19 protein-coding genes are annotated in these 22,931 nt (G+C 67.2%); 11 read left to right on the top strand and 8 right to left on the bottom strand.

The features are described from left to right. Positions 1 to 141 precede the first annotated feature (141 nt). The 5 genes from QFZ82_RS25200 to QFZ82_RS25180 all read left to right on the top strand — a co-directional run bounded on the left by QFZ82_RS25200 (position 142) and on the right by QFZ82_RS25180 (position 8,438). Positions 142 to 2,706: a Z1 domain-containing protein gene (locus QFZ82_RS25200; protein ID WP_307715327.1), complete on the top strand. Its 2,565-nt coding sequence runs from the start codon at positions 142 to 144 to the stop codon at positions 2,704 to 2,706. Further along, positions 2,703 to 3,725 (top strand): PD-(D/E)XK motif protein, encoded by a 1,023-nt coding sequence (locus QFZ82_RS25195; protein WP_307715326.1) that lies wholly within the window; start codon positions 2,703 to 2,705, stop codon positions 3,723 to 3,725. The genes QFZ82_RS25200 and QFZ82_RS25195 overlap by 4 nt, the downstream gene beginning before the upstream one ends. Further along, positions 3,722 to 5,692: a hypothetical protein gene (locus tag QFZ82_RS25190; RefSeq protein ID WP_307715325.1), complete on the top strand. Its 1,971-nt coding sequence runs from the start codon at positions 3,722 to 3,724 to the stop codon at positions 5,690 to 5,692. Before QFZ82_RS25195 ends, QFZ82_RS25190 begins: the two co-directional genes overlap by 4 nt. Positions 5,693 to 5,910: 218 nt before the next feature. Further along, complete coding sequence (locus tag QFZ82_RS25185; protein WP_307715324.1) at positions 5,911 to 6,585, top strand: hypothetical protein; 675 nt, start codon at positions 5,911 to 5,913, stop codon at positions 6,583 to 6,585. Further along, positions 6,585 to 8,438 (top strand): DNA cytosine methyltransferase, encoded by a 1,854-nt coding sequence (locus QFZ82_RS25180; protein ID WP_307715323.1) that lies wholly within the window; start codon positions 6,585 to 6,587, stop codon positions 8,436 to 8,438. Before QFZ82_RS25185 ends, QFZ82_RS25180 begins: the two co-directional genes overlap by 1 nt. Positions 8,439 to 8,528: 90 nt before the next feature. Here QFZ82_RS25180 and QFZ82_RS25175 read toward each other — a convergent pair whose 3' ends face one another. Together QFZ82_RS25175 and QFZ82_RS25170 are read right to left on the bottom strand one after the other, a co-directional pair. After that, positions 8,529 to 9,695 carry a DNA cytosine methyltransferase gene (locus QFZ82_RS25175; protein ID WP_307715322.1) on the bottom strand — a complete coding sequence of 389 codons (1,167 nt, stop codon included), beginning with the start codon at positions 9,693 to 9,695 and terminating at the stop codon, positions 8,529 to 8,531. A 206-nt stretch (positions 9,696 to 9,901) separates the two neighbouring features. Next, positions 9,902 to 10,558: an ATP-binding protein gene (locus tag QFZ82_RS25170; RefSeq protein WP_307715321.1), complete on the bottom strand. Its 657-nt coding sequence runs from the start codon at positions 10,556 to 10,558 to the stop codon at positions 9,902 to 9,904. A gap of 200 nt (positions 10,559 to 10,758) precedes the next feature. Between QFZ82_RS25170 and QFZ82_RS25165 the strand changes: the two genes are divergently transcribed. From QFZ82_RS25165 to aspS, 5 genes are all read left to right on the top strand, one after another. Next, positions 10,759 to 11,604, top strand: a complete 846-nt coding sequence (locus QFZ82_RS25165; protein ID WP_307715320.1) for a helix-turn-helix transcriptional regulator — start codon at positions 10,759 to 10,761, stop codon at positions 11,602 to 11,604. Further along, positions 11,604 to 11,801 (top strand): DUF397 domain-containing protein, encoded by a 198-nt coding sequence (locus QFZ82_RS25160; RefSeq protein ID WP_307715319.1) that lies wholly within the window; start codon positions 11,604 to 11,606, stop codon positions 11,799 to 11,801. Before QFZ82_RS25165 ends, QFZ82_RS25160 begins: the two co-directional genes overlap by 1 nt. 365 nt (positions 11,802 to 12,166) lie before the next feature. Beyond that, positions 12,167 to 12,403 carry a hypothetical protein gene (locus tag QFZ82_RS25155; RefSeq protein ID WP_307715318.1) on the top strand — a complete coding sequence of 79 codons (237 nt, stop codon included), beginning with the start codon at positions 12,167 to 12,169 and terminating at the stop codon, positions 12,401 to 12,403. 15 nt (positions 12,404 to 12,418) lie between these two features. Next, positions 12,419 to 13,492 (top strand): IS110 family transposase, encoded by a 1,074-nt coding sequence (locus QFZ82_RS25150; RefSeq protein WP_307717834.1) that lies wholly within the window; start codon positions 12,419 to 12,421, stop codon positions 13,490 to 13,492. A gap of 605 nt (positions 13,493 to 14,097) precedes the next feature. Then, positions 14,098 to 15,408 carry an aspartate--tRNA(Asn) ligase gene (aspS, locus tag QFZ82_RS25145; protein ID WP_307715317.1) on the top strand — a complete coding sequence of 437 codons (1,311 nt, stop codon included), beginning with the start codon at positions 14,098 to 14,100 and terminating at the stop codon, positions 15,406 to 15,408. Positions 15,409 to 15,466: 58 nt separating this feature from the next. On the opposite strand, the gene QFZ82_RS25140 is transcribed toward aspS, so the two are convergent. Genes QFZ82_RS25140 through QFZ82_RS25125 form a run of 4 tightly spaced genes read right to left on the bottom strand, consistent with a single transcriptional unit; the run spans position 15,467 to position 18,843 of the window. Further along, complete coding sequence (locus tag QFZ82_RS25140; protein ID WP_307715316.1) at positions 15,467 to 16,237, bottom strand: hypothetical protein; 771 nt, start codon at positions 16,235 to 16,237, stop codon at positions 15,467 to 15,469. Positions 16,238 to 16,274: 37 nt separating this feature from the next. Then, complete coding sequence (locus tag QFZ82_RS25135; protein ID WP_307715315.1) at positions 16,275 to 17,180, bottom strand: radical SAM protein; 906 nt, start codon at positions 17,178 to 17,180, stop codon at positions 16,275 to 16,277. Continuing rightward, entirely contained in the window at positions 17,177 to 18,478 is a 1,302-nt protein-coding gene (locus QFZ82_RS25130; RefSeq protein WP_307715314.1) for a radical SAM protein, read from the bottom strand. The genes QFZ82_RS25135 and QFZ82_RS25130 overlap by 4 nt, the downstream gene beginning before the upstream one ends. Positions 18,479 to 18,483: 5 nt before the next feature. Further along, on the bottom strand, positions 18,484 to 18,843 hold the full coding sequence (locus tag QFZ82_RS25125; RefSeq protein ID WP_307715313.1) for a hypothetical protein: 360 nt from the start codon (positions 18,841 to 18,843) through the stop codon (positions 18,484 to 18,486). A 385-nt stretch (positions 18,844 to 19,228) separates the two neighbouring features. On the opposite strand from QFZ82_RS25125, the gene QFZ82_RS25120 reads away from it, so the two are divergent. Then, on the top strand, positions 19,229 to 21,022 hold the full coding sequence (locus tag QFZ82_RS25120; RefSeq protein ID WP_307715312.1) for a pentapeptide repeat-containing protein: 1,794 nt from the start codon (positions 19,229 to 19,231) through the stop codon (positions 21,020 to 21,022). Positions 21,023 to 21,094: 72 nt separating this feature from the next. Here the strand turns inward: QFZ82_RS25120 and QFZ82_RS25115 are convergent, their stop codons facing one another. After that, positions 21,095 to 21,643 carry a flavoprotein gene (locus QFZ82_RS25115; protein ID WP_307715311.1) on the bottom strand — a complete coding sequence of 183 codons (549 nt, stop codon included), beginning with the start codon at positions 21,641 to 21,643 and terminating at the stop codon, positions 21,095 to 21,097. A gap of 29 nt (positions 21,644 to 21,672) precedes the next feature. After that, positions 21,673 to 22,908: a helix-turn-helix domain-containing protein gene (locus QFZ82_RS25110; protein ID WP_307715310.1), complete on the bottom strand. Its 1,236-nt coding sequence runs from the start codon at positions 22,906 to 22,908 to the stop codon at positions 21,673 to 21,675. Between the last annotated feature and the right edge of the window lie 23 nt (positions 22,909 to 22,931).

Raw genomic sequence — 22,931 nt, 5'->3', positions numbered from 1 at the left:
AGGCATCACCCAAGTGTGTAGATAGTGTGTAGGCAGTGCATTTGAGGGGTGGGTCGGCCCGCGGATGCGTGCGTACCCCCACGGGGACGCACAGCTCTACGGGACGGTCTCGGCTAGCGAGGGTGGGAGACGGTCGACTCCATGACCGAAGAATTCGACGATGTGTACGAGACGTTCCAGGCTCTCCTGGATGCCTTCCCGCCGGCCGAGGCCGTCAAGCGACTCGAACAGCTCGGCACCAACCCCGAGTTCGTCGAGCGGATCCGTGGTCGCCACGAGGAACAGACCGTCCGGATCAAGGAGCTCGAGGAGCCGCACGCAGTCGTTCTCGGCAACCGTGACACCTGGTACACGGGTCCACACCTCAAGGACAAATGCTGGCCCGCGATCGTCGACCTGCTGCGAAAGGACGGCTGGCCGGAGGATCCGGCGATCAAGAGCCTGGACGACTCCTCCACTCGGGTCGTCTCGCTGCTCAACCACCCGAAGGAGAAGTCGTTCTCCACCCGGGGCCTAGTCGTCGGATACGTCCAGTCCGGAAAGACGACCAACTTCACCTCGGTCATGGCCAAGGCGGCAGACCGCGGATACAAGTTGTTCATCGTCCTGGCAGGCATCCACAACGGGCTCCGGCGCCAGACGCAGGCCCGGCTGGTCCAGCAACTCGTGGAACCCAACCCGTCGATGTGGTCCCAACTGACCGGGCTCGACAAGGATTTCACGCCGCAGGAGAACCCCGCGTCCTACTTCGGCAAGAGCAACAGGACCCGCGTCCTGTGCGTGGTGAAGAAGAACGCCACCGTGCTGCGGAAGCTGGCCCGATGGCTGGACAAGGCGTCCGACTACCTCAAGGACTGCCCCGCCCTCATCATCGACGACGAGGCCGATCAGGCAACTGTGGCCACGAACTCGATCAATCCCCTGATCCTCGACATCATGGGCAGCCTGCCCCGGAGTGCCTACGTCGGATACACAGCCTCACCGTTCGCGAATCTCCTCATCGACCCGAGCGCCGAGGATCTGTATCCCAAGGACTTCGTCGTCAACCTCCCAAAGCCCGTCGGGCACTTCGGGACCGAGGTGCTCTTCGGGCGCTACGCACTCGACGGTGAGGACCCGGAGCAGGTCGACGACGGCTACGACATGGTCCGATCGATCCCCGAGGACGACATACCCTGCGTACGACCCGACACAAGGGCCGACGTCGAAGGCTTCGAGCCTGTCATCACCGAGACCCTCCGCAAGGCAGTCGAATACTTCTGGCTGGTCACTGCTGCCCGACGGGTACGCGGTGCCGGCAATCCGCACAACACCATGTTGATCCACACCAGTGTCAACACCGCTGTGCACAACAGTTTCGAGAGGCCGCTGAAGCATCTGCGCGACCGACTCGCGCGGTCACTGCAGGACGCAGACTCCCTCGCCCGCCTGCGTCGTCTGTGGGACCACGAGACCACCCGCGTGCCGGCCGAGGACTTCGGCGAGACAAAGGTTCCGTTCGAGCAGCTCATGCCCGAGCTGCCGGGCGTCCTCGACAGCTGCCGCGTCATCATGGACAACTCCAGCAGTGAGGACCGACTCGACTACGAGAACGGCCCCGTCGTGGCGATCGCAGTGGGCGGCAACACCCTTTCGCGAGGACTGACACTCGAAGGCCTGTCGGTCAGCTACTTCGTCCGTGCCGTGTCGGCCTACGACACGCTCCTGCAAATGGGCCGTTGGTTCGGCTTCAGGAACGGTTACGCCGACCTGCCGCGGATCTGGATGACGGACGAACTGGCCGAGTGGTTCCGACACCTGGCCACCGTAGAGACCGAGATGCGTCGCGACATCGACATCTACATGACCGAGGACGAGACCCCCCTCACGTTCGCCGTTCGCCTGCGTACACACCCGGCGCTGCGGGTGACCGCCGCCGCCAAGATGCGTGATGCCGTCACAGCGGCCTCGTCGTACGGCGGCATGAGGGTCCAGACCCACTACTTCCGCACCGATGCAGAGTGGCTGCGTGGCAATATCGACGCCGCGCGTGCTCTGGTCGCGGACTCCGTCGCGACCGCGGTCCAGGTGTCGGACCGCTCCGCCGAAGGCCGGTTCGTATTCCGCGGGGTACCGCACGACGTCGTGACCGACTTTCTGTCGCGGTACAGGTTCCACGAGAAGTCCCCGGAGAACGACGCGGACCTGATCATCGACTACATCCGGAAACGGATCTCCAGCGCCGGCTCCCTGCGCCGATGGAACGTCGCGATCGTCGGCAACCCCAACAACAGGGACACCTTCACCTTCGCCACCGGTGTGACCGTCGGACGCAACATCCGCGCCCGTCTCTCACTCACGAACCCGTCCGCGAACTTCGCGGACATCAAGACTCTGATGAGCCGTCGTGATGCAGCGGTGGACTTGAGCGGAGACACGTCGAAGCTCACCGAGAAGGAGATCAAGGCCGCTCGTCGCCTCCAGCTTCCGGACACGGGCCTTCTGGTGCTGTATCCGATCGACAAGGTGTCGGAACCGAGCGCTTCGAACAAGGCGGGGAACCTGCGTGCTCCGCTGCACGCCGAGGAACACGTGATCGGTGTCGGTCTGGTGTTCCCCGAGCCCCCTGACGCGGACTCCACGGTGAAGGGCTACATCTCCGCCGACCTGTCCAACGTTCGACTCGAGGAAGAGGACTTCAGCCTTCTCGTCAGCGAGGACGCATGAACGACCGATCGCTCCGCGAGTGCATCGAGGAACGCTGGACCGCACTGGAGGCCGAGCACACGACGAGTGAACGTCGCTTCCGGGTGTCCTCGTTGCCGGTCGTCACGGTCCACGGCTCGTTGGCCGTGGCTGTCGACCATGACGGACACCGCCATGTGTTGCTCCCGATACCTGCGAACCGCAAGGTACGTCCCGGCCTGGACGGGCCGGTGCTCCAGTTGCGCAAACGGGCGCTGGAGGACGAGGAGACGTACCAGAACTACGCCGATTTGGTCTGTCTCCGTGACGACGTGAGCGATCTGTTCACGAAGCTCTGCGTGGACGTGCTGCAAGCCGCTGAAGATCTACCCGAGAACCCGATCAAGGCTCTCTACCGTGTTCTCGACCGGTGGAAGGCGCTCTTCCGGGCGCAGGGAGCACCACTCGGGCCGGATCAACTCGCCGGCCTTTTCGGTGAACTGCTCCTGCTCAACCGGCTTCTGGAGAAGGATTCGAGCGCGCACCGCCTGTGGCACGGCCCGGAGGGGCACCGTCACGACTTCGGTGCCGGAGTGACGGCAGTCGAGGTGAAGTCGAGCACGGCCGGCGAAGGGCGCCGGCCTCGCATCCACGGGCTTGATCAACTCGAGGCGCCGGAGGGTGGGACGCTCTGCCTCGCCTGGTTCCGCCTGAACCGCTCCGACTCGAGGGCGGGCACGTCATTTCTCGAACAGGTCGAGCTGGCCCTTCGCCTCTGCGACGACGAGGGTGCGCTCCTCGAATTGCTCGCGAAAGCCGGATATCGCCTCTCCGACGCCGACCATTACCACGATGTGCGGTTCGTCATCGGCGAGGAGAGGTGGTACCGAGTCGGCCCGGACTTCCCCGGGTTGACAGGTCGGGCCCTGACGGCAGCAGGGGTGCCGGTATCGGCCATGGACGTCGAGTACACCATCGACCTGTCCGGCGAGGCGCCCGCGCCGATCACCCCCGGGCAGGCGGCAGAGTTCGTCGAATCCCTGATCCAGGAGTCCGCGTGACGGCACCCCGCTGGTTCTCCCAGCCCTATCCTCCGGAGGGCGCAAGCGCCGCCGAGGGCATCCGCAATCAGCTCGGACGCCCGGAACTCGACCTGCTCACCATGCTGGTGCGCGAGTCCGCGCAGAACAGTTGGGACGCCCGTCTCAAGGACGCCTCCGCTCCCGTCGACTACCGCATAGACATGTGGACGGTGGGCCCCGCGCACACGGGTGCATGGCGGGAGCTCCTTCTCGACGGGGCGCCCACGCGGGCGGAGAACTTCCCCCTGCACAGCACGCTGCGGCGCGGCTCCGTCCGGCTCCTCGCCGTCTCCGACCGTGGCACCCGAGGACTGGGAGGGCCCACCCGCGCCGACAAGGCAGTGGGACCGGAGCGCGACTTCGTCTCGTTCATCCGCAACATCGGTGAACCGCGGGACACCCCGCTGGGAGGCGGAACCTACGGCTTCGGCAAGGGCATCTTCTACCTGATGTCCCAGTCGGGAACCATCCTCGTGCACTCCCGATGCCGGACGGCAGACGGGGAGTTCGAGACGCGCCTCATCGGTTGCGCCCTGTGGAAAAGTTACACGTCCGCCGAGCAGGACGGCGACCGTCGCTACACCGGTCGCCACTGGTGGGGCGACACCTGGGGAGACGTCGTCGAGCCCCTCGTGGGGAAGGAGGCGGAGTCCGTGGCGCGCCGACTTGGGCTCGCGCCCTTCGGCCCGGACGAGACCGGGACGACCGTCGTCGTCGTGGATCCCCACCTGGACGAACTCGAGCCGTCCGACGCTGCCGACTACCTGGCGGAGACGATCACCTGGCATCTCTGGCCGAAGATGATCTCCACTGACGGCAGACCGCCGGCCATGCGCTTCACGGTCACCTGCGACGGTGTCCGACACCCCGTGCCGGATCCGCGCGAGACCCGCCCGCTCAACCTGTTCGTCGCCGCGCACGAGGCGATGACCGGCCAGAACGGGAAAGACCTTCACTGCATGAGGCCCATGCGCCATCTGGGCCGCATCGGGCTGGTGAAACGGATCATGCCGCCTCTGGAACCGACTCGTGCATCGCGCATGCTCGACATCGAGAGTGTCGTCCATCACGTCTGTCTGATGCGACCTGCCGAACTCGTCGTCACCTACTACGCGGGACCGAAGCCCCCGAGCGCGAACCAGGGCTACGCCGGCGTGTTCCGAGCGGACACATCGATGGACGAGATCTACGCGAAGGCCGAGCCGCCCACGCACGACGCCTGGCACCCCCAGTCGCTCGAGCGGCCGGAGAGCACCTTCGTGCAGACGACATTCCGACGCATCGACGAGTCCCTGGACGCCCTGCTCTCCCTCGGTGGCGTCGCCCGCGCCGGGTCCAGCTCCGTTGCGCTGGGGGCGGCCAGCTCGCTCTTCTCCGGACTCGTGGGCGGAGCCTGGGGAATCGGCGGAGCCACGGCGTACTCCAAGCCGGGCAGCACTGCTGCACGCACGCGGAAGCACGATGCCGTCGACGAGGACGCGTCCCGTACTTCCTCGGGCGTTGACGCTCGTGGCACGACTTCGGGCACGCGGTCTCCTGTGGCCGGTGGGGACGACTTCGCCACAGACGGGCTCGCGGCCGCGGGTACACCGGGGCACACACCCCGCCGTCGCCCACGGGTGCAGTACGTCGGAGACCCGTACTACGAGGAACGCCAGGACTCGGACGTCCTCGTCCAGGAGTTCCGACTGCCGGTGCCCGGGCCACAGCGGATCCGCATCGACCTCGCCGTCACCCTTCCCGGCAGCGGGGGGCGGGAGACGGATCCACCGATCGGGGCGGACATGCCCGTCCTCATCGGCTGGGAGGACGACCACGGCCGTCTGTACGACTCCGATGCGTGCGTGGTCGAGGGCGGCGAGTCCGTCTGGCGTGCGCTGGTGCGTCCGGCACCGGACACCATGACCGAGATCGGCATCAAGGTCGAGGCGGTGAAGGCCTCGTGACCCGTCGTGTTCTCCCCTACCGCGTCCCGTCCGAGGACGTGGTCGAGGTTGAAGCCTGGTCTCTGGTGACCGAGGACGGGGAACTTCCCCTGCCGGACGCCCTGCCGGACTGGGACTATCGCATGGACGTGCATCTGCGCAGAACCGTCCGGGTCGACCTGGATCGCGCACGATCGCAGTCGGGACTTCCCCCGAGCGCGGCACTGATGCTCTCCGCTGTGTGGACGGCCACCGGGTCAAACCTCAGCGGACCGGCACAGCATTTGCGCCTGACCGGCGACGGCATGGCCGCCGTGATCTTGGATGTGAGCCTGCCGGGAGCCGATCTGGGCGGGCTCCTCCTCCTTGACACGGCGCTGGTCCTGGCCGAGCGCCGGACCGATGCCCGCCCCTCGTCTCCTCGGCGCGCCGGCTCGGTGTTGTGGAGCGATCGCGAGTCCCTTCGGCTCCAGGGCGACGCGCCTCAGTTCCCCATGGCCGTGATCGACTTCAGCAGGACGTCGTTTCCCGACAACGCGGCCTGGCACCTGCAGATCAGCGGAGGCCTGGAGAGCGCCACCATGGGCGCACTTCTGTTGCTGGTCAACGAGCGGAACACGGTCACCGCCACTGCGTTCCAGAACGCGGGCAAGCCACGGGTGGTGGACCACATCGTGCTCTCCGCCGTGTACGCGGATGCCGCACGCATCATGCTTGAACACGCCCTTGCCTCCGACGACTTCGCCGACGGCGCCGACTTTCCCGACGGCTCGCTGGGCGCCACGCTCATGAGTCTGTTCGACCAACTCTTCCCGGAGCAGTCGATCACGGATGTCCGACTGCGCCGAGAACGGTCCCCCGCTCTTTTCGCCTCGGATCTGCAGGCGGCTGTCAAGATCTTCGAGGTTTCGTGATGAGCTTCCTCTATCCCCGGCTGCTCGCCGCGCAGGCGGCACCGCTCTTCGCCGAGTACAGGGATCTGCCGGTCACCGAGCTCACGGGCCGATTCGACACGGCCCACGAGTCCGCGGTGTACGTGGCCACCGGTGGAGATCGGGTGTCCGCCGAGCAACTCCGTGAACTGCGGGAAGGCGTCCTGGCGCTGGCGAAGCGCGCAGGCTTCCCTCATGACTCCGACCGCGCGCGCAATGCCGACTTCGACCTCGAGCTCGCCGCACTGCTGCACGGCGAGATGGGAATGGTGCCGGCCGAGGCCGCCTCTCGTGACGTATGGGCCTTCCTCGCGCTCGTCCTGCTCCCGGACGTGGCCTTCTGGCGCTATCCCCAGCCGCCGAAGGACCGGGTCCTCGGCACCGACCTCACCCGACACGTCTTCGGCAGGCTGTGGTGGCGGGCACAGCTCGTGCGCTCCTCCGACCCGTCGGCCCCGTACGACGCGCTCAGCATTCTCGGGGAGGGCGCCTTCGACCAGATCTATGCGCGGCGTGCTGCGCTCGGGGGCAGCCCTCATCTGGTGAGGTCGATTCTCCGTGTCTGGAACGATCTCGACCTGAAGGGGCTCAACAAGCGCGAGACCCTTCAAGACTTCCTGAAGCGCCTGCTCCGTCTCGCCCCGTTCGTGCTTTTCGACGGAGTCGAGGAGGCGTCCCTGGACGAAGAACTCCGCGCGGTCGCCCAGGAGTCCGTCGATGCGCAGCGCGGCCCGTCGCAGCAGGCTGCCATTGGCGTCGACTCACTTGCAGGGCACGACGGGAAGACGGGGAGCCCAGCCGTCGAGAGTGTCGTACCGCCGTCGGTGGAAGCGACGCATTTGGTGGAAGCGACGACGACGGCTCCGGCCGAGTCGCTCCGCCCCGGGCGATTCAGGTCCGTGGAGATATGTGCCGGGGCAGGAGCACAGGCCCTCGGGCTCGAGCAGGCAGGATTCGACCCCGTACTGCTCATCGACAGCAAGGCCGACGCCTGCTTCACGATCGACCGCAACAGGCCGGACTGGAATGTGGTGTGCATGGATCTCGTGCACTTCGATCCGGGTCAGCGCCCCGACATCCTGGGCGTCGACCTCCTGAGTGGCGGCCTTCCCCGTGTGAAGTCCTCGGCAACCGTCGGTCGGGACGAGGACAGCGAGGAGCGTGGCGTCCTCAGGGCTGCGATCGCCCTGGCACTCGCCATCAGACCGCGGGCCCTGCTGCTCGAGAACGTTCCGGACCTTGTCGAGAGCCCGCATTTCGACGACGACCGGTCCTGGGTCGAGGACGAACTCGGGAAGGCGGGCTACCGCTCGGCCTGGCGTGTTCTGAATGCAGCGGATTTCGGGGTGCCGCAGAACCGCAGCAGCGGCTTCCTGGTCGCCATGCAGGAGAGCGCCTTCTCCCGGTTCTCCTGGCCCGAGCCCGACGGGACACCGCCTCCCACCGTCGGTCAGGTGCTCGGCACCTCCATGTCCGAGCGCGGCTGGACCGGCGCGGAGCGCTGGATCAAGAACGCCGATCGCATCGCGCCCGCGCTCGTCGGGGGCTCGGACAGGAGAGGTGGCGCGGACCTCGGCCCCACGGGGAGCAAGAAGGCGTGGGCGTCGCTCGGAGTGGACGGCAACAGCCTCGGCGACGAGCCGCCCGGCGCGGACTTTCCCGCGGACGGTGTGCCCAAACTGACCGTCGACCAGGCCGCGATGATCCAGTCGATCCCCGCCGATTGGCACATCTCCGGCCGCAAGACCTCCAGCTACCGCCAGATCGGGCATGCCATGCCTCCGCCTCTCGCGGCAGCCGTCGGGCGGGCGATCGCAGCTGCACTCGGGAGCTGAGAACCGGCGTCTCCACGGGGCAGGGAACGTAACCCGCGATTCTGTGGGCCGACGACGAGCGGCCCACAGATTCGGACATGCGCTTGAGAATCAGACGGTGATCGTGCCGCCGGACAGTGACTTCACGGCGTCGGCAAGCCTCTCCCGGCCGAGCTCAAGCGCGGCGCTGAGGACATGAGCGGCCAGAACCGGCGGAATGGCGTTGCCGATCTGCTGGGCGACATCGCTTCCGGACCACTTGAAGTCGGCAGGGAAGGTCTGCAGCATCCCCGCCTCCTCGTTGGTGAATCGCCCCTCCCGGCCACCCGGGCCCACCACACGATTGCGAGATACCTTGCCCGTCACCGTGGCGGCCGGCTGATCGTGACGCCGACGCCCGCGTGCCTTGGGGTCGCCGCCGCTCCCGTAGTTCGAGACCACGACATACGGCGTGTCGCGTTCCGTGAGCACGTCACTCATGCTCACCCAGGGCTTCAGACCGGGGTCACCCTCGTTGCGAGGGACACCCTTGCGGTAGGAGCGGTGCGTGGGGGCCGGAAGTTCGACCTTCCCGTGAAGTCGGGCCACGAGGATGGCACGCCTGCGGGTCTGCGGCACTCCGTACTGCTCGGCACGGAGGACTCCGCACTTCACTTCGTAGCCGATGTCGGCCAGGACCTCTCTGTAGGCCTGCCACACGGGAAGCACCGCAGGCACCTGCTCCAGGACAATCGCCGTGTACGGATCCCCGTCCTTCAGGGCCTGCAATACCCATTTCAGAGGCTCCAGCACCAGCCCCGTTCGCTCGTCCCCGAGCTCGTCCAGCTCCGACGACGAAAGCTGCTTCCCCGCGGCCATGAGGTCCACGCAGCGCAGTACGTCATCGAGAGCATGACGCCCGACACCCGACCCGGCCACTGTGTACGTCTGGCACGGCGGCCCCCCGGTGAGAACCCGTGTGCCTCCGGAGAACTCGCGCGGGGCGTACCCGCGGACGTCGCCCTGCCAGGTGATCAACCCATTAGCAGCACGTGTGGCGCAGGCGTTCGCGTCCTTCTCGATGCCAGTCACCGAGAGGCCCAGCTTGACCGCGGCGATGTCGAGCCCGCCGGGACCGGCGAACAGATCAACAATGTTGATTTCGGACACGTGCTCTCTCGGCTGCAGGGCGAAAACGCGACGGGGAACGGGCTCGGCGAAGTCTACCGTCGTCGATGGCCCGTGGGCGTGGGGGGTGGCAGGAGCACCTACCGGTCCCCCACCGGCACGATCCTTCACACGCCGCCTCCGACCTAAGCGGGCACTGTCACGAGCATTCCCCGCGGGGGGACCCTGCAACAGCGAGCCCCTCAAGCCACCGGACTGTCGCCCACTCGCCGGCACGTCGCCGCCCCGACTGGAAGCCTCGCACGATTCGCCTCGCTCGTCTGCAGGTTTCACAATCCACGCCGGCCTCACTCCCGACCCGCGCTCCCCCGATCCGATCAGCACGCCGCCTCCGCCTCAAAGTTCATCTGCGCCCGGTCGAGAGCCTCGTCCGGATCACACCCGTGCGCACGCAGCCACAGCAGGAGGTCGGCGATCATGTCGATAGCGACCTCCTCGGCTACGGCCACAACGAGCGGGCCGCCGGCGCGGGCGTGCAGACCGCGGGTGAGGCCGCAGAGCCCGAGCAGGGCCTCGGCCCGCTCCACACTCTCGCCACCGATGTGCCCGTCGTCCGACGCAAGTCCGGTCTCCAGTTCGCACCACGTGACTTTCGAGTCGCCGCGGAGGAGCACACCCCATCGCTCGGTCATCGCGTCCACCAGAGCCATGCCTCGGCCCGTCTCGTCGTACTCCTGGGCGCGCAGCAGGGTGGGCAGCGCTCGGCTGTCGGGATCGCGCAGCTCGATGCGCAGACAGGAACCGCTCATGGACACCGCGAGCGTGGCCGGGGTTCCGTCGCCGACATGGCGGATCACATTGGCGACCAGCTCCGTGACGCAGAGCTGTGCCGTCTCGACGACGTTCGGCAGGCCCCAGAGGCTCAAGCGGTTGTGCAGGACCCTACGGATTGTCGCCACTTCTGCCGCTTCGGCCAGGAACGGGAGTTCCCACGACTTGCGCATCACTTCCACTCGGCACGCACTTGTGCTCACGAAGCCTCCTCCTGAACATGCAACCACTCCATACGTAGTCGCACCGATACTGAGAGTGGCAGTGAAACTCTCAAAATGAAACTCTCAGAAGGCTCCACCGGGAGCATGAACCTAGTCCGCGCGCCAGGGGCGCACGCCGGGTTGTCCGGCATGTCACGTCACATGCAAGCTCTCTCACATACCGACACGGAGGCTTGACCATGGCAGTTGGACCGACCACCCGTAGGCGGCAGTTGGGGGCGGACCTCCGGCGTCTGCGAGAGCGCAAGGGGCTGACCCTCGAGGAGGCAGGAGCGCGGGTCGGCATCTCGAAGGCCACACTCAGCCGCTACGAACGGAAGGAAGGCTCAGTTAAGTGGCCTGCCGTGGAAGCCCTGTGCCGCGAGTACGGGGCCACCGACGAGGAACGGCTAACGCTCGTCGGTCTCGCCAAGGGGGCAAAGATTCAGGGCTGGTGGCGATCTCTCGCAGACCCGATCCCCGAGTCGATGAACCTCATGCTGACCCTTGAGGACGAGGTCGTACGCGAGGATCACTACGCATGCATGTACGTCCCCGGATTGCTGCAGACACGTGCGTATGCGGAGGCCGTTCACCGCGCCTCTGAGATGCGGTGCAGCGAGACGGAGATCGCGCATATGGTCGACATCCGCATGAAGCGGCAGGAACTTCTGTCCCGCGAGGACCCGCCCCACATCTGGGCGGTGATCGACGAGGCGGTCATCCGACGTGTGGTCGGAGGCCGCGCGGCCATGCGCGAGCAGTTGGAGCACCTGATCTCGCTGACAGAATCACCGCACATCACCGTCCAGATCCTGCCGTTCGCGAGCGGCGCTCATGCGGCAGCCGTTGGCAGCTTCGTCGTCCTTGGTGGTCCAAGTCCTGAACTCGACGTCGTGTACGTGGACATCATCGGAGGCGGCCTGTTCATGGAGAAACCCGAGGAACTGGAACGCTATCAATTGGCGTTCGACTACTTGCGCGCCCAGGCGTTGGACATGCCTACGTCGGTCGCGCTCCTCAATCGGGCCTGCAAGGAGTTGTGATGGTCAGCGGCGACGACCTCCACTGGATCAAGTCCTCGTACAGCGGCGGCAGCGGTACCGAGTGCGTTGAGACTGCGCGCATGGCCGCCACCACGGTGGTGCGAGACAGCAAGGATCCACACGGGGCGCGCCTTGCGTTCTCCGCGCCGGCTTGGGGAGGCTTCGTTGCCGCGGTGGCCAGGCAGCGCCTCGACTGACAGTGAGGATGTGACGTGGTGACGCTGCGGGTGGGTCTGACCCATCGACTGACTGACGTTTCGACTGTCCTGTTTGGGATTTGTCGGCCCGCCGGGCGTCATCACGCACGCGGCCGGACGGGCGTTTGTGACCTTATAGGAGTCGACCGTTCACCTGCGGTGACGCCCCGCGGGCGTGAAAATCGGTACAGGGGCTGTCCGCCGACGCCGCTTGATGTTTGGGCTGCGAGCCCGCATAGGAGTCTGGTGAGGGAGCCGTCCGAGGGGCCGCACACTGTCGTCTTGAGCACGCCGATCAGCTTCTCCGATCCCCTCAGGCTCCCCGGGCAGCCCCTGCCCGAACCAGCACAACAGGGGGGCACCTGATGGAGGAGTTGAGAGAAGACCACGACGACGGGACGGTCGCGCGGGTCGCGGCGATCGACATCGCCAAGGCATCCGGGATGGTCTGCCTGCGCGTCCCGCACGACACCATCGAGGGCCGGCGCGTCCAGCAGGTCTGGACGGTCGCCTCGACCACCAACGCGATCCTGGAACTCGGCGACCGGCTGGTCTGCCAGGGCGTCGAACGGGTCGTCATGGAAGCGACGGGATCGTACTGACGCCCGTTCTTCTACCTGCTGGAGGCCCGCGGCCTGGACTGCTGGCTCGTCAACGCGCGCGATGTGAAGAACGTCCCCGGACGCCCGAAGACCGACAAGCTGGATGCGGTCTGGCTGGCCAAGCTCGCCGAACGCGGAATGGTCCGGGCCTCGTTCGTCCCGCCGAAGGCCGTCCGGCAACTGCGGGATTTCACCCGCACCCGCACCGTGTTCGTCCAGGAACGCACTCGCCACAAGCACCGGGTGGACAAGGCCCTCCAGGACGCGCAGATCAAACTGTCCGACGTCGTCTCGGACCTGTTCGGCAGGTCGGGCCGGGCCATGCTCGACGCCCTGGTCGCCGGTGAACGCAACCCCCGCGCCCTTGCCGACCTCGCCAAGGGCAACCTGGTCAAGAAGAAGGCCGCCCTCATCGAGGCCCTGACCGGGCAGTTCGAAGACCACCACGCCCGGCTGCTCAGGGTGCTGCTGGGCACCGTCGACCATCTCACCGCACAGATCCAGGAACTCGACCGGCTCATCGCCTGCACGCTGGAAGAGATCACCACCCCCCACGACGGCCCAGGAGCAGAATCGTCCGCCGGTGGCGTGAGCGCCCGCGCCCTGGCCGAGAAGCTGGACGCCGTCCCCGGGATCGGTCCGGCCACCGCGCAGATCATCCTCGCCGAGATCGGCGCGGACATGCGCCACTTCCCCACCCCCGAACACCTGGTGTCCTGGGCCAAGTTGTGCCCCCGCACGGTCCAGTCCGGCGCGAAGAACACCACAGGCCCGGCCGGGCAGGGCAATCCCTGGCTCAAGGGCGCCCTCGGCGAGGCCGCCAACGCCGCCGCCCGCACCGACACCTTCCTCGGCGCCCGCTACCGGCGCATCGTCAAACGCCGTGGCCACGCCAAAGCCCTGGTCGCCGTCGCCCGCTCGATACTCGTCATCTCCTGGCACCTGATCAACGACCCCGACGCCTCCTACCAAGAACTCGGCTCCGACTGGCACCAGCGCCATCTCAACCCCGCCCGCAAGACCCGCGACCTCGTCCGCCAGCTCCAGGCCCTCGGCCACCAGGTCACCTTCGAACCCGCGGCCGCCTGACCGACCCCATCCCGACATCCGGTCCGCAAGCGGCCCGGATGCTGCCGCCTGCCCTCCCGAAGATCGATTTTCCGATCAGCATCCATGCCTCCTCGTAGGCGGGGCCGGGAGTACGCGACCCGAGCGGATCGGCTGAGGTGCCGGGGCATACCATCGCGGCCATGTTCGGGGCGGTCATCGCGCAGGGCGCGATGACCGGGAGAGCTTCCCGGAATTCCAGCCCGTGCATTGGCGGCCACCGCCCGTCCGACGGGCACGCTCACAGCAGGTTCTCCCATGCAGGAATGAGTTTCTTGATTGCCACCGTCGCCACACGCTCCGTATCCTGCTGGGCAACGCGTTGACGGAGACGAGTAGCCAGGGATCTCGCGAGCCGAGAGAGCCGCCGGAAGCTGGAAAGGCGGTCTCGCGCCCCTTGGTGAAGACCCTCCCGAGCGCGGGGAGGAACGGCCCCGCTAGGGGTTCCAATGCCCCGCCGGCCGGCCCCCGTCACCGGGCTCGAATGAGGCCGCCACCTGGTGGCGGCGAAAGTGCGGTGGTACCGCGAGTTGCCCTTCTCGCCCGCACTCCCAAGGGATCATGACGATGTCCTTCGGAGGACCGAAATGATCCACAGCCGCGTACACGTCTCCGACCTGCGAGAACACGTCGGCCGTACCGTTTCCGTTTGCGGGTGGGTGAACGCTCTCCGCCTGCAGAGCAAGATGCAGTTCGTCATCGTGCGGGACAGCACCGGCATGGCCCAGGTGACCCACAAGCGCGACGGCGGGCCCCTGGAAGCCCAGCTCGAAGCCCTCACTCCCGAGTCCGCCGTCCGTATCACCGGCCGCGTCGTCGACGCCGCCCAGGTGAAACTCGGCGGTCTGGAGATCGTCCCTGAGCAGGTCGAGGTCCTGAACCCGGCCGCCACACCTCTGCCGATCGACGAGCACACCGGCCTGGAGCAGCGGCTGGACTGGCGGTTCCTGGATGTACGCCGCCGACCCGCCACGCAGCTGATGTTCGCCGTGCAGACCACCCTGGAGCAGGGGATGCGCGAGTACGCCTACGCGCAGGGCGCCACGGAGATGCACACCCCCAAGCTCATGGGCACCGCTTCGGAGTCCGGCGCGGAGGTCTTCAAGCTCGGCTACTTCGACCGCAGCGCCTATCTGGCGCAGTCGCCGCAGTTCTACAAGCAGATGGCGATCTCTGCCGGCATCGACAAGGTCTTCGAGATCGGGCCAGTCTTCCGCGCCGAGCCGTCGTTCACCTCCCGGCACGCCACCGAGTTCACGGGCGTCGACGTGGAGCTGGCCTGGATTGACGGCGTCGAGGACGTGATGGCGTTCGAGGAACACATGCTCGCGTACGCGATCGCCAAGGTCGCCGACGCGCACGGTGAGGCGATCACCGCATACTTCGGCGTCGAGGTCACAGTCCCCACGACGCCTTTCCCCCGGGTCACCATGGCCGAGGCGCACGAGATCCTGCGCAGGGGCGGCTGGGACCCGGCGGGGATCAAGGAGGACCTGGACCCCGAGGGCGAGCGGAGCATCTCGGCTCACATCAAGGAGGCGACCGGGCACGAGTTCGTGTTCATCACGCATTACCCGGTCGGCATCCGGCCCTTCTACCACATGCGGCCGGCCGACGACCCGAGCGTGACTTTGAGCTTCGACCTGCTGTGGAACGGGCTGGAGGTCACAACAGGCGCCCAGCGTGAGCACCGGTACGACGTGCTGCTGAAGCAGGCCGCCGAGAAGGGCATGAGTCCGGCGCCGCTGCAGGACTACCTGAACGCGTTCCGGTACGGGTGCCCGCCGCACGGCGGGCTGGGCATGGGGCTCGGGCGGGTGCTGATGGTCATGCTCGGCCTCGACTCCATCCGCGAGGCCACCTTCCTGTTCCGTGGGCCGAACCGGCTCACTCCGTAACCGCTATGGATTTGCGTCCCACGACACGGGCCAGTGCCTCGTGTCGTGGGACGCGGTCTCAGTAGCGGACATTCCGCAAGTCATGCATCCACGCCTCGCCGGGGTTCTTGTCCCAGTAGGCGCGCAGCGCCAGCTCCCGCTCGGAGAAGCCACCCTGGTGGCACAGGCCGCCGTGGGAGAGCGTGACGCTCATGGCGAGTGCCGACTCGGTGGTGACCCAGTGGGGTGTCAGCGCGTGGCTCCAGAGCTGGTCTCCGGGCTGCATGGTGACGGACTGGCGATCGGTCTCATCATGCTCGGGCGGGTCCTCGCCAGTGGTCTCGCCGATGACCGCCGCATCTGCTGGCAGATGCTTGTCGGGGTCCAGGTAGCTGTGGAAGGTCTTGACGCCGTGGACCTGCCAGACCAGGCCGTGCGAGTTGTCGTTGTGGTACGTCGACGAGGCGCCCTCAGTGGACAGGAACAGGATCGGCGCGAGGCGGTGCCAGGTGAAGCCCTTGACGGACAGGTGCGTGCGCCACGGGACCATGACCTCCTCCTGGAAGCCGTCCAGGAGGAGGTCGTAGAAGCGGCTGAGATTGAAGTGCACCAGCCGGAACGGCCAGGTGACGAGCTCCTCTAGCGGGGCCGTACGGAAGGCGGCAGTGCGGTCCATGCGCACTTGCCAGTCGTCGTCCCCGAGGATCGTGAACCGGACCTCCTCATCCCTGCGGATGTGGTCGAGGATGTCGACGGCCGGCAGGAACGTGTAGTCGAAGAGGACGTCCAGGGGGAAGTTCGGTGGCTGGCGCCAACGCTGGGTGAAGTCGTCTGGTGTCGTGATCGTCATAAAGCGGTCCATGGGGTTGGCGTGTGTCGAGCCGCCCTCACGCCGGCGCGGCGCACGACGTGCTGCGGTCGTCGGATGTGGCCGAGGGGCGGCAGATGGCGGCGCAGTCCGGGGTCACCCGGTCCTGCGCCGGGGCGGTCAGGAAGTGCCTGATCGCGGCACGGGGCGCGTGGACGCTGACCGATGCCTGGCTGTAGGGGCAACGCCGTATGTGGCCGTCGGCAGTTATGTACGCAGCGCCCGAGCGGCACGACCACCGTTCGCCCCCGGTCGCGGGGAACTGCAGATCCCGCAGCTCACCGAGGTATGCCCGGTACCTGCCGGACACGTTGAAATAGTGCCCCAGCCGATCAGCGTCGAGGTGCTGCTGCACCAGGTAGTCCTGGACCACCATCCCGTTGCGGTGCAGGGCACGCTCGTCAAGGACGACGGGGCTGAACTGAACCTCCACCCTTGCCCCGGAGACGAGGCAAGCCAGGTCATGGCACTCGTCGTCGTTCAAGTCCCAGCAGGTGAGATGCAGGATCTTCGTCTCGGTGCTGATAGCGCGCAGGGTGTCGACGCCCGAGGCCGCGGTGCGGGCGGTGCGCCCCAGCATCATGGCGCCCTGCGAGTCGGCAGAGACGGTCACGTTGGCCAGCAGATGAGCCACCTGGGAGAGGGCGATGACCTCTCCCCGGGTGCGCGCCGAGGTCACCATCGACACCGACATGCCGAACTGATGGGCCAGCCGTATGAGCTGCCTGAGCTGTGGGTGGTGGGTCGGCTCGCCGCCGGTCAGGCACACTCCCTCCACCCCTGCCTCCTTCAGCCGCGACAGAGTGCGGGCATAGGTCGCGGTGCCGAGAAAGCCGTGGGCACGGTCGGCCCGGAAGCAGAAGCCGCAGGCCACCTTGCAGTGTCCAGCCGTGGACACCAGGGCCGTACGGACGTGGGTACTCATTGCACCCCCGAGTTGTCCCACACTGCGATCTCCACCGTGCTCGTGTAGAACGCGCACATCTCGGGGTCCGGGGTGCTGCCACCGACGAGTGCCTGCTCGTTGCGCGACGGCCCCCCGCAGATGGCGAGCGCCGGGCAGTTGCCGCACTCGGGGATCGGAGCGACCCTCTTCGCCACGCCGGCCAGGAGGCCGGCATCGGCACGCAGTTCATCGAGGGTGTGCAGAAACGACGGCTCGGTGAAGTTGATGTCGCACAGGCTGACCTGGTTGCCTGGCAGGAGAGCCGCGTTCAGGCTGCGGTCGCCCTGCATGTGGTCGAAGAGCATCGGTCGACGGGTGTCGAGGGCCTGAAAGGCACGGTCCAGGACGGAGAACAGCATCCCGCCCCGTCCGAGCGCGGCCAGGCGTGCCCCGTACAGCTCGCGGGCCAGGTCAGCGCCGTCGACCTGCCAGCGGCCCCCGGTCGGGATGGGGGTGTTGACGTAGATGAACCCCAGCCCGAGGTCGTCGATGATCCATCGGACGGTCTCGGCGAGGCGTCCGATGTTCGCTGCCGTCGGCGTGAGGTTGCAGCCCACGTGCAGCCCATCTGCCGCGACGAACCGGGCGACGTTACGGCGAATCCGGTCGTCGGCGGGCTGGCCTCCGAGCAGGAGGCGGTTCGCCGAGTTGATGCCCGGCGGGCCGTCGACGGAGATGCCGACCCCGTACTCGTACGCGATGAAGTGGTCGAGGGCCTCGTCGGTCAGGCGGGCGCCGTTGGTGACTACCGTGCGCCGCACCCGCGCCACGTCGTAGCGGTCGGCGAGGGTGTCGGCAAGCTGATCGCCGTACCGCATGAGGTCGAAGCGGATGGCCGGCTCGCCGCCGAACCACTGGATGGACACCTCGTCCTGCCCGGCGTTCTGCTCGAACAGGAACTCCAGGCCCTCCGACAGCTCCTTCTTCGTCATGTCCGGCTTGCCGGTGTTCGTATCGACGAAGCAGTAGGTGCACGCCATGTTGCAGCGGTCGGTGAGGACCACGCGCAGGCCGCTGATGCGGCGAGGGGCGGCATCGAGGCCGAGGTGGTGCAGACGGTCACGGAGCGCTTCGCGCCGGTCGGCCGCGGGGCAGTCTGGGGTGAAGCCGAGCCCTGCGAGGGCTTCGTGGGTCGCGGTCGGGGGGACCCCGGCGAGGTCGCGGACCTCGCCGGGGTCGATGAACACACTGTCCAGTGCGACCGGGTCCAGGAGAACCGCTTCCCCGTCCCGCTCGAACTGGAAGTACTTCCCCCACAGCATCCGGGGGACGGCCATGGTGCTCAGGCCGCCGTTTCCTCTTCGGCAATACCGAGTTCACCCATGACAGCGCGGACCTTCTCCTCGGCGGCGGCCTGGAGCTTCGTGGAGGTGGCCGGGGAGCCGCCGTCAGCGAGGACGATCACACCGGGCAGTGTCGGGTTCGGCGCAATGACCGTGATGCCGGCCGGGTCGGTACCGATGACCATGATCGCGTCTTTCAGCGCGACCCAGTCGGTCCGCTCCTTGAGCGCCTCAATGATGCGGTCCTGCTTCTCCTGGAACGAGGCGCGCTCCCCCATCCAGACGCCCGCCTTGGCCTTGGAGTCCACGACGTCTGCGTAGATCAAGTGGTCCTTCTTCTCTCGCCTGGCTTGCGGCATGGCTGATCCTTCCTGTGTGCTGTACGTCCTGACACAACCCATTGCATCCGCCGGACTCCGGCGGGGAACCGTGCCCCGCTCGGCACGTGGTGACGTCACGCTGCCCTGTGAGGTCCCGATCGAGGATCGGTTGGCCGGCAGAGCATCAGACCAGCAGCAGTTCCGACGAGCGCTTCAAATGCCCATCGCCTGCTGTCTCAAGAAGCGAATCGCTGCCGTGTCTGAGCGTTGCTCCCACGCTTCGGTTCCAGGGCACCTGCAATATGGCAAGAAGCTTCGATGCCCGAAGGGCCAAGAGCCCTGACAAACTGTCCGGGTCCCCGGTTCCGTCGTCAGAGACCGAAGCCCTCCCAGTACCCGACCGGCGTCGGGGATCATGTCCGGCATGGCACCCGTCCCCTCGCCCCCGTCCTGGCCCCGCTGCGGGCACGGCGCCGATGCGGCCGATCCGGTCGGATGCATCGGCCGTTCCGTCGACCCGCACACCCCGTGTCTCGCGCACCTTGCCGACTCCGACCGCGCCGCCTACTTCGCCACCCTCAGCGCTGGCAGCGACGTGTACCACCAGGGCACGACGTTCGACGAAGCGCTGCTACGGCGACTTCTCGATGCTGTACGCGATCAGTCATCCGGTGATCCTTCTTTCGGCTACGCCCGGTTCGGGTCGGCGACGTTCAACGGCATCGCCCGGTTCGACTCGGCGACGTTCACCGGTGGTGCCTGGTTCGACTCGGCGACGTTCACCGGCATCGCCCGGTTCGACTCGGCGACGTTCAACGGCGACGCCGGGTTCAGGTCGGCGAGGTTCACCGGCGACGCCGGATTCGAGGAGGCAACGTTCAACGGCTATGCCGGGTGGGAGTTGGCGACGTTCAACGGCTTTGCCGGGTTCGACTCAGCGACGTTCAACGGCTATGGCGGGTGGGAGTTGGCAACGTTCAACGGCGACGCCTGGTTCGGGTCGGCGACGTTCAACGCCTCTGCCCTGTTCGAGTCGGCGACGTTCAACGGCAACGCCGGGTTCGACTCAGCGATGTTCAAGGGCGACGTCGAGTTCGAGTCGGCGAGGTTCACAGAGGCTGCGAGCTTGGGGCCGCTAGTGTGTGCGGGCCATGTGGACATGTCAGGGGCCATGTTCGACAGCCCCGTGACCATCGCGGTCGCGGCCCGTCGGCTGGTGTGCAGGCGGACGCGGTGGTCGTCGACAGCCGCACTACAACTGAGGTACGCGACAGTCGACTTTTCTCATGCCGTGTTCGAGTACCCGCTCAGCATCTCCGCCGAGACCGAGCCCTTCGTGCTACCGAGCGGCACGACGGTGGACGAGTCCGTGCTCGACGGCGGGGCGGGACCGGCAGTGCGCATCGCCTCCCTCCGCGGTGTCGACGCAGCCCACCTCGTCCTCGCCAACATCGACTTGTCGCGCTGCCTGCTGACCGGGACCGTGCACCTGGACCAGATACGTCTGGAAGGCAGCTGCACCTTCGCCGAGGTCCCCTCGCGCCCGTGGCGGCCCTGGCGGCCCATGACATTCACTCCACGCCGCACCCTCGCCGAAGAACAGCACTGGCGCGCCGGTCATCGGTCGCCGACCCGAGGCTGGGACGTGTCCGTGTGTGGCGCGCCTGACGCCCGGCCGGCGTCGCTGGCACCGGTTTACCGCCAGCTCCGGAAGTCCTTCGAGGACAGCAAGAACGAGCCCGGCGCCGCCGACTTCTACTACGGCGAGATGGAGATGCGCCGCCACGATCCGCAAACCCCTAGCGCTGAACGCGGCCTGCTCCACGCCTACTGGGCGCTGTCCGGCTACGGGCTTCGGGCGCTGCGGGCCATGAGCTGGCTGCTTCTGTCGACGGCCATCACCCTCGTCGTGATGATGCTCTGGGGGCTGCCGAAGGACGACCCGAAACCCGAGTCGACGGGGACGGTCACCGGGCAGGACGTCCGGCTGATCACCGACACCCCCAAGCCGGTCAACCCCGACAGCGCCTACGTGGACCGGCTTTCGTCCGACAGGTTCGAGAAGAGCCTGCGGGTCGTGGTCAACTCGGTGATCTTCCGGTCCTCCGGGCAGAACCTGACCACGACCGGCACCTACACCGAGATGGTCTCCCGCCTCGCCGAGCCTGTGCTGCTCGGTCTCGCCGTGCTCGCCGTCCGGGGCCGTGTCAAACGCTGACCTCAGGTTGCTGCCCTCAACGAGCGCACCGCCGCCGAGCTCCGCGACGGTGCACCCTGGAGCACGTCACGCTCAGCCCCTGCCGGGCCCGCGCTGCATGGCTCGGTCGACAGCGTCGAACACAGCCGCCCACGGCAACTCACGCCCTGCGGGCGCTTCCCGGGGCTCGTACAGCGGCCAGACGTCCGGCCCGTAGACGAGACGGACGTCGGCGTCTCGCAGTGCCGCAAGGTGATGCTTCCATGCGGAGTGCCTGGCGTGTGCCGCGTTGATCCGGGGGAACACGACGACGGGCAGACCGAGCGTGCCGATGGCTTCCCCGACCTGCGTCAGTGCTTGGTTGTCGGCGATGCCGGTCGCCAGCTTGGCCACCGTATTAGCGCTCGCAGGGGCGACCACGTAGCAGTCCACCTTCGGATGTGGACTCGTATCACCGGGCAACCGTGCTTCGTATCGGACGGGCAGGCCGGTCAGCTCCTCCAAGCGGTCGACCTCGCCGCTCATGCGAAGCCAGTGCGCGGCGGTCGGCGTGAGTGTCACAGCCACCCGCCACCCCCGAGCGAGAGCCGGCTCCACGAGCCCGGTCCGCAAGGTCTCAACACCTCCGGCACCAGAACCCACCACTCCCAAGGTCCGGTCTTTGCCTATGCTCACTGCACCGCCCTACACCGTTGGGCCATCACGAACAACTCCGACGAACGAGCGCCGCCCGTGACCGGAGATTGTTTGATCAGGTCTCGTAGCGTGTCACGGACACGAGGATTGTTCCGCACGAGCTGCGGTGACGCAGACTCGGCCGTGCGGAGCTCCGCGAACGCGTCGTCCACCCGCCCGGCCAGGGACAGCGCTCGGGCGTGATCGATACGGTGGGAGACGCCTCGCTCGGCCGCAATGTGATCCACATCGATCTCGCCGTGTTCTATGACATACGAGACGTTGTCGAGGTCCAACTCTGCTGACAGCCGGTGCAGCAGCACGTTCGTGGGGCCGAAGCACGTATGCCAGTAGTTCTCGTCCGAGCCGAGCTGGTCGGCCAGCTCGCCGGCGCGGCCCAGCAGACTCATGGCTGTCGAGCGGTCCTGGTGCCGGGCCGCGGCAATGGCCGCCCGAAGATGGATCATGCCCAGCAAGCTCAGTGCAGCCGGATCGCTCTGCTCGATCCGGCTGGAGAGCCATCTCGACGCCGTGACCGCCAGTTCCAGTGCATCGTCATACCGGCCATTGGCCAGCAGGGCATGAGTGCCGGACCGCGCGGCGGAGGCCAATACCAGCGCGTCCCCCGACTCGTCGGCAGCCCTCATGGACCTCTCCGCGGCGAGCCACGAGATGTCGGATTCGCCCACCTTGGCGAGGGCCGTGGCGGCAAGATGGTGGACACGTGCTGAGACTGCCCAGGAGTCCATGCGCTCCGCGGCGGAACGCACCGCGTGATCCTCCAGCCCCTGCGCGGACTGAAGGAGTCCTGGAAGCGCAGCGATCACCTTGCCGAGCCGACCTGCCTGGTAGTCGTCCCACGCCGCTTCGACATGCAGAGCCACTGGACCGGGACTCGGAAGCTGGCTCTCGGCCTCAGGCCCGAACAGCAGCCGCGACAGGCGGCGCGGGCTCATCAGCGCGTCCCGGACCGCTGGTACGTCGTCCTGCTGCCTCTCGTCCTCCATCAGGACCGGTTTACCAAGCAGGTCGCCAAGCGGCACCCGGAGCACACGGGCCAGCTCGGCGAGCATGTCGATACGAGGAGGCTTCCGCCGACCCGACTCCGCCTTCGCCAACCAGTCGGTGCTGCGCCCGACCAGGCCCGCCAGGACCTGCTGTGTGTAGCCGCGTCGCCTCCGGTGGAATGCGATCCGCTCACCGACGGTCAGATGATCTCCGAGCCCACGCATGTGCGCCCTCCCTCGAAGTAGAG

This window comes from Streptomyces sp. V4I23 (assembly GCF_030817975.1).
Classification (GTDB): Bacteria; Actinomycetota; Actinomycetes; order Streptomycetales; family Streptomycetaceae; genus Streptomyces.
The sequence above is the reverse complement of the archived record's forward strand: the minus strand, read 5'-3'. Positions and strand labels throughout refer to the sequence as shown.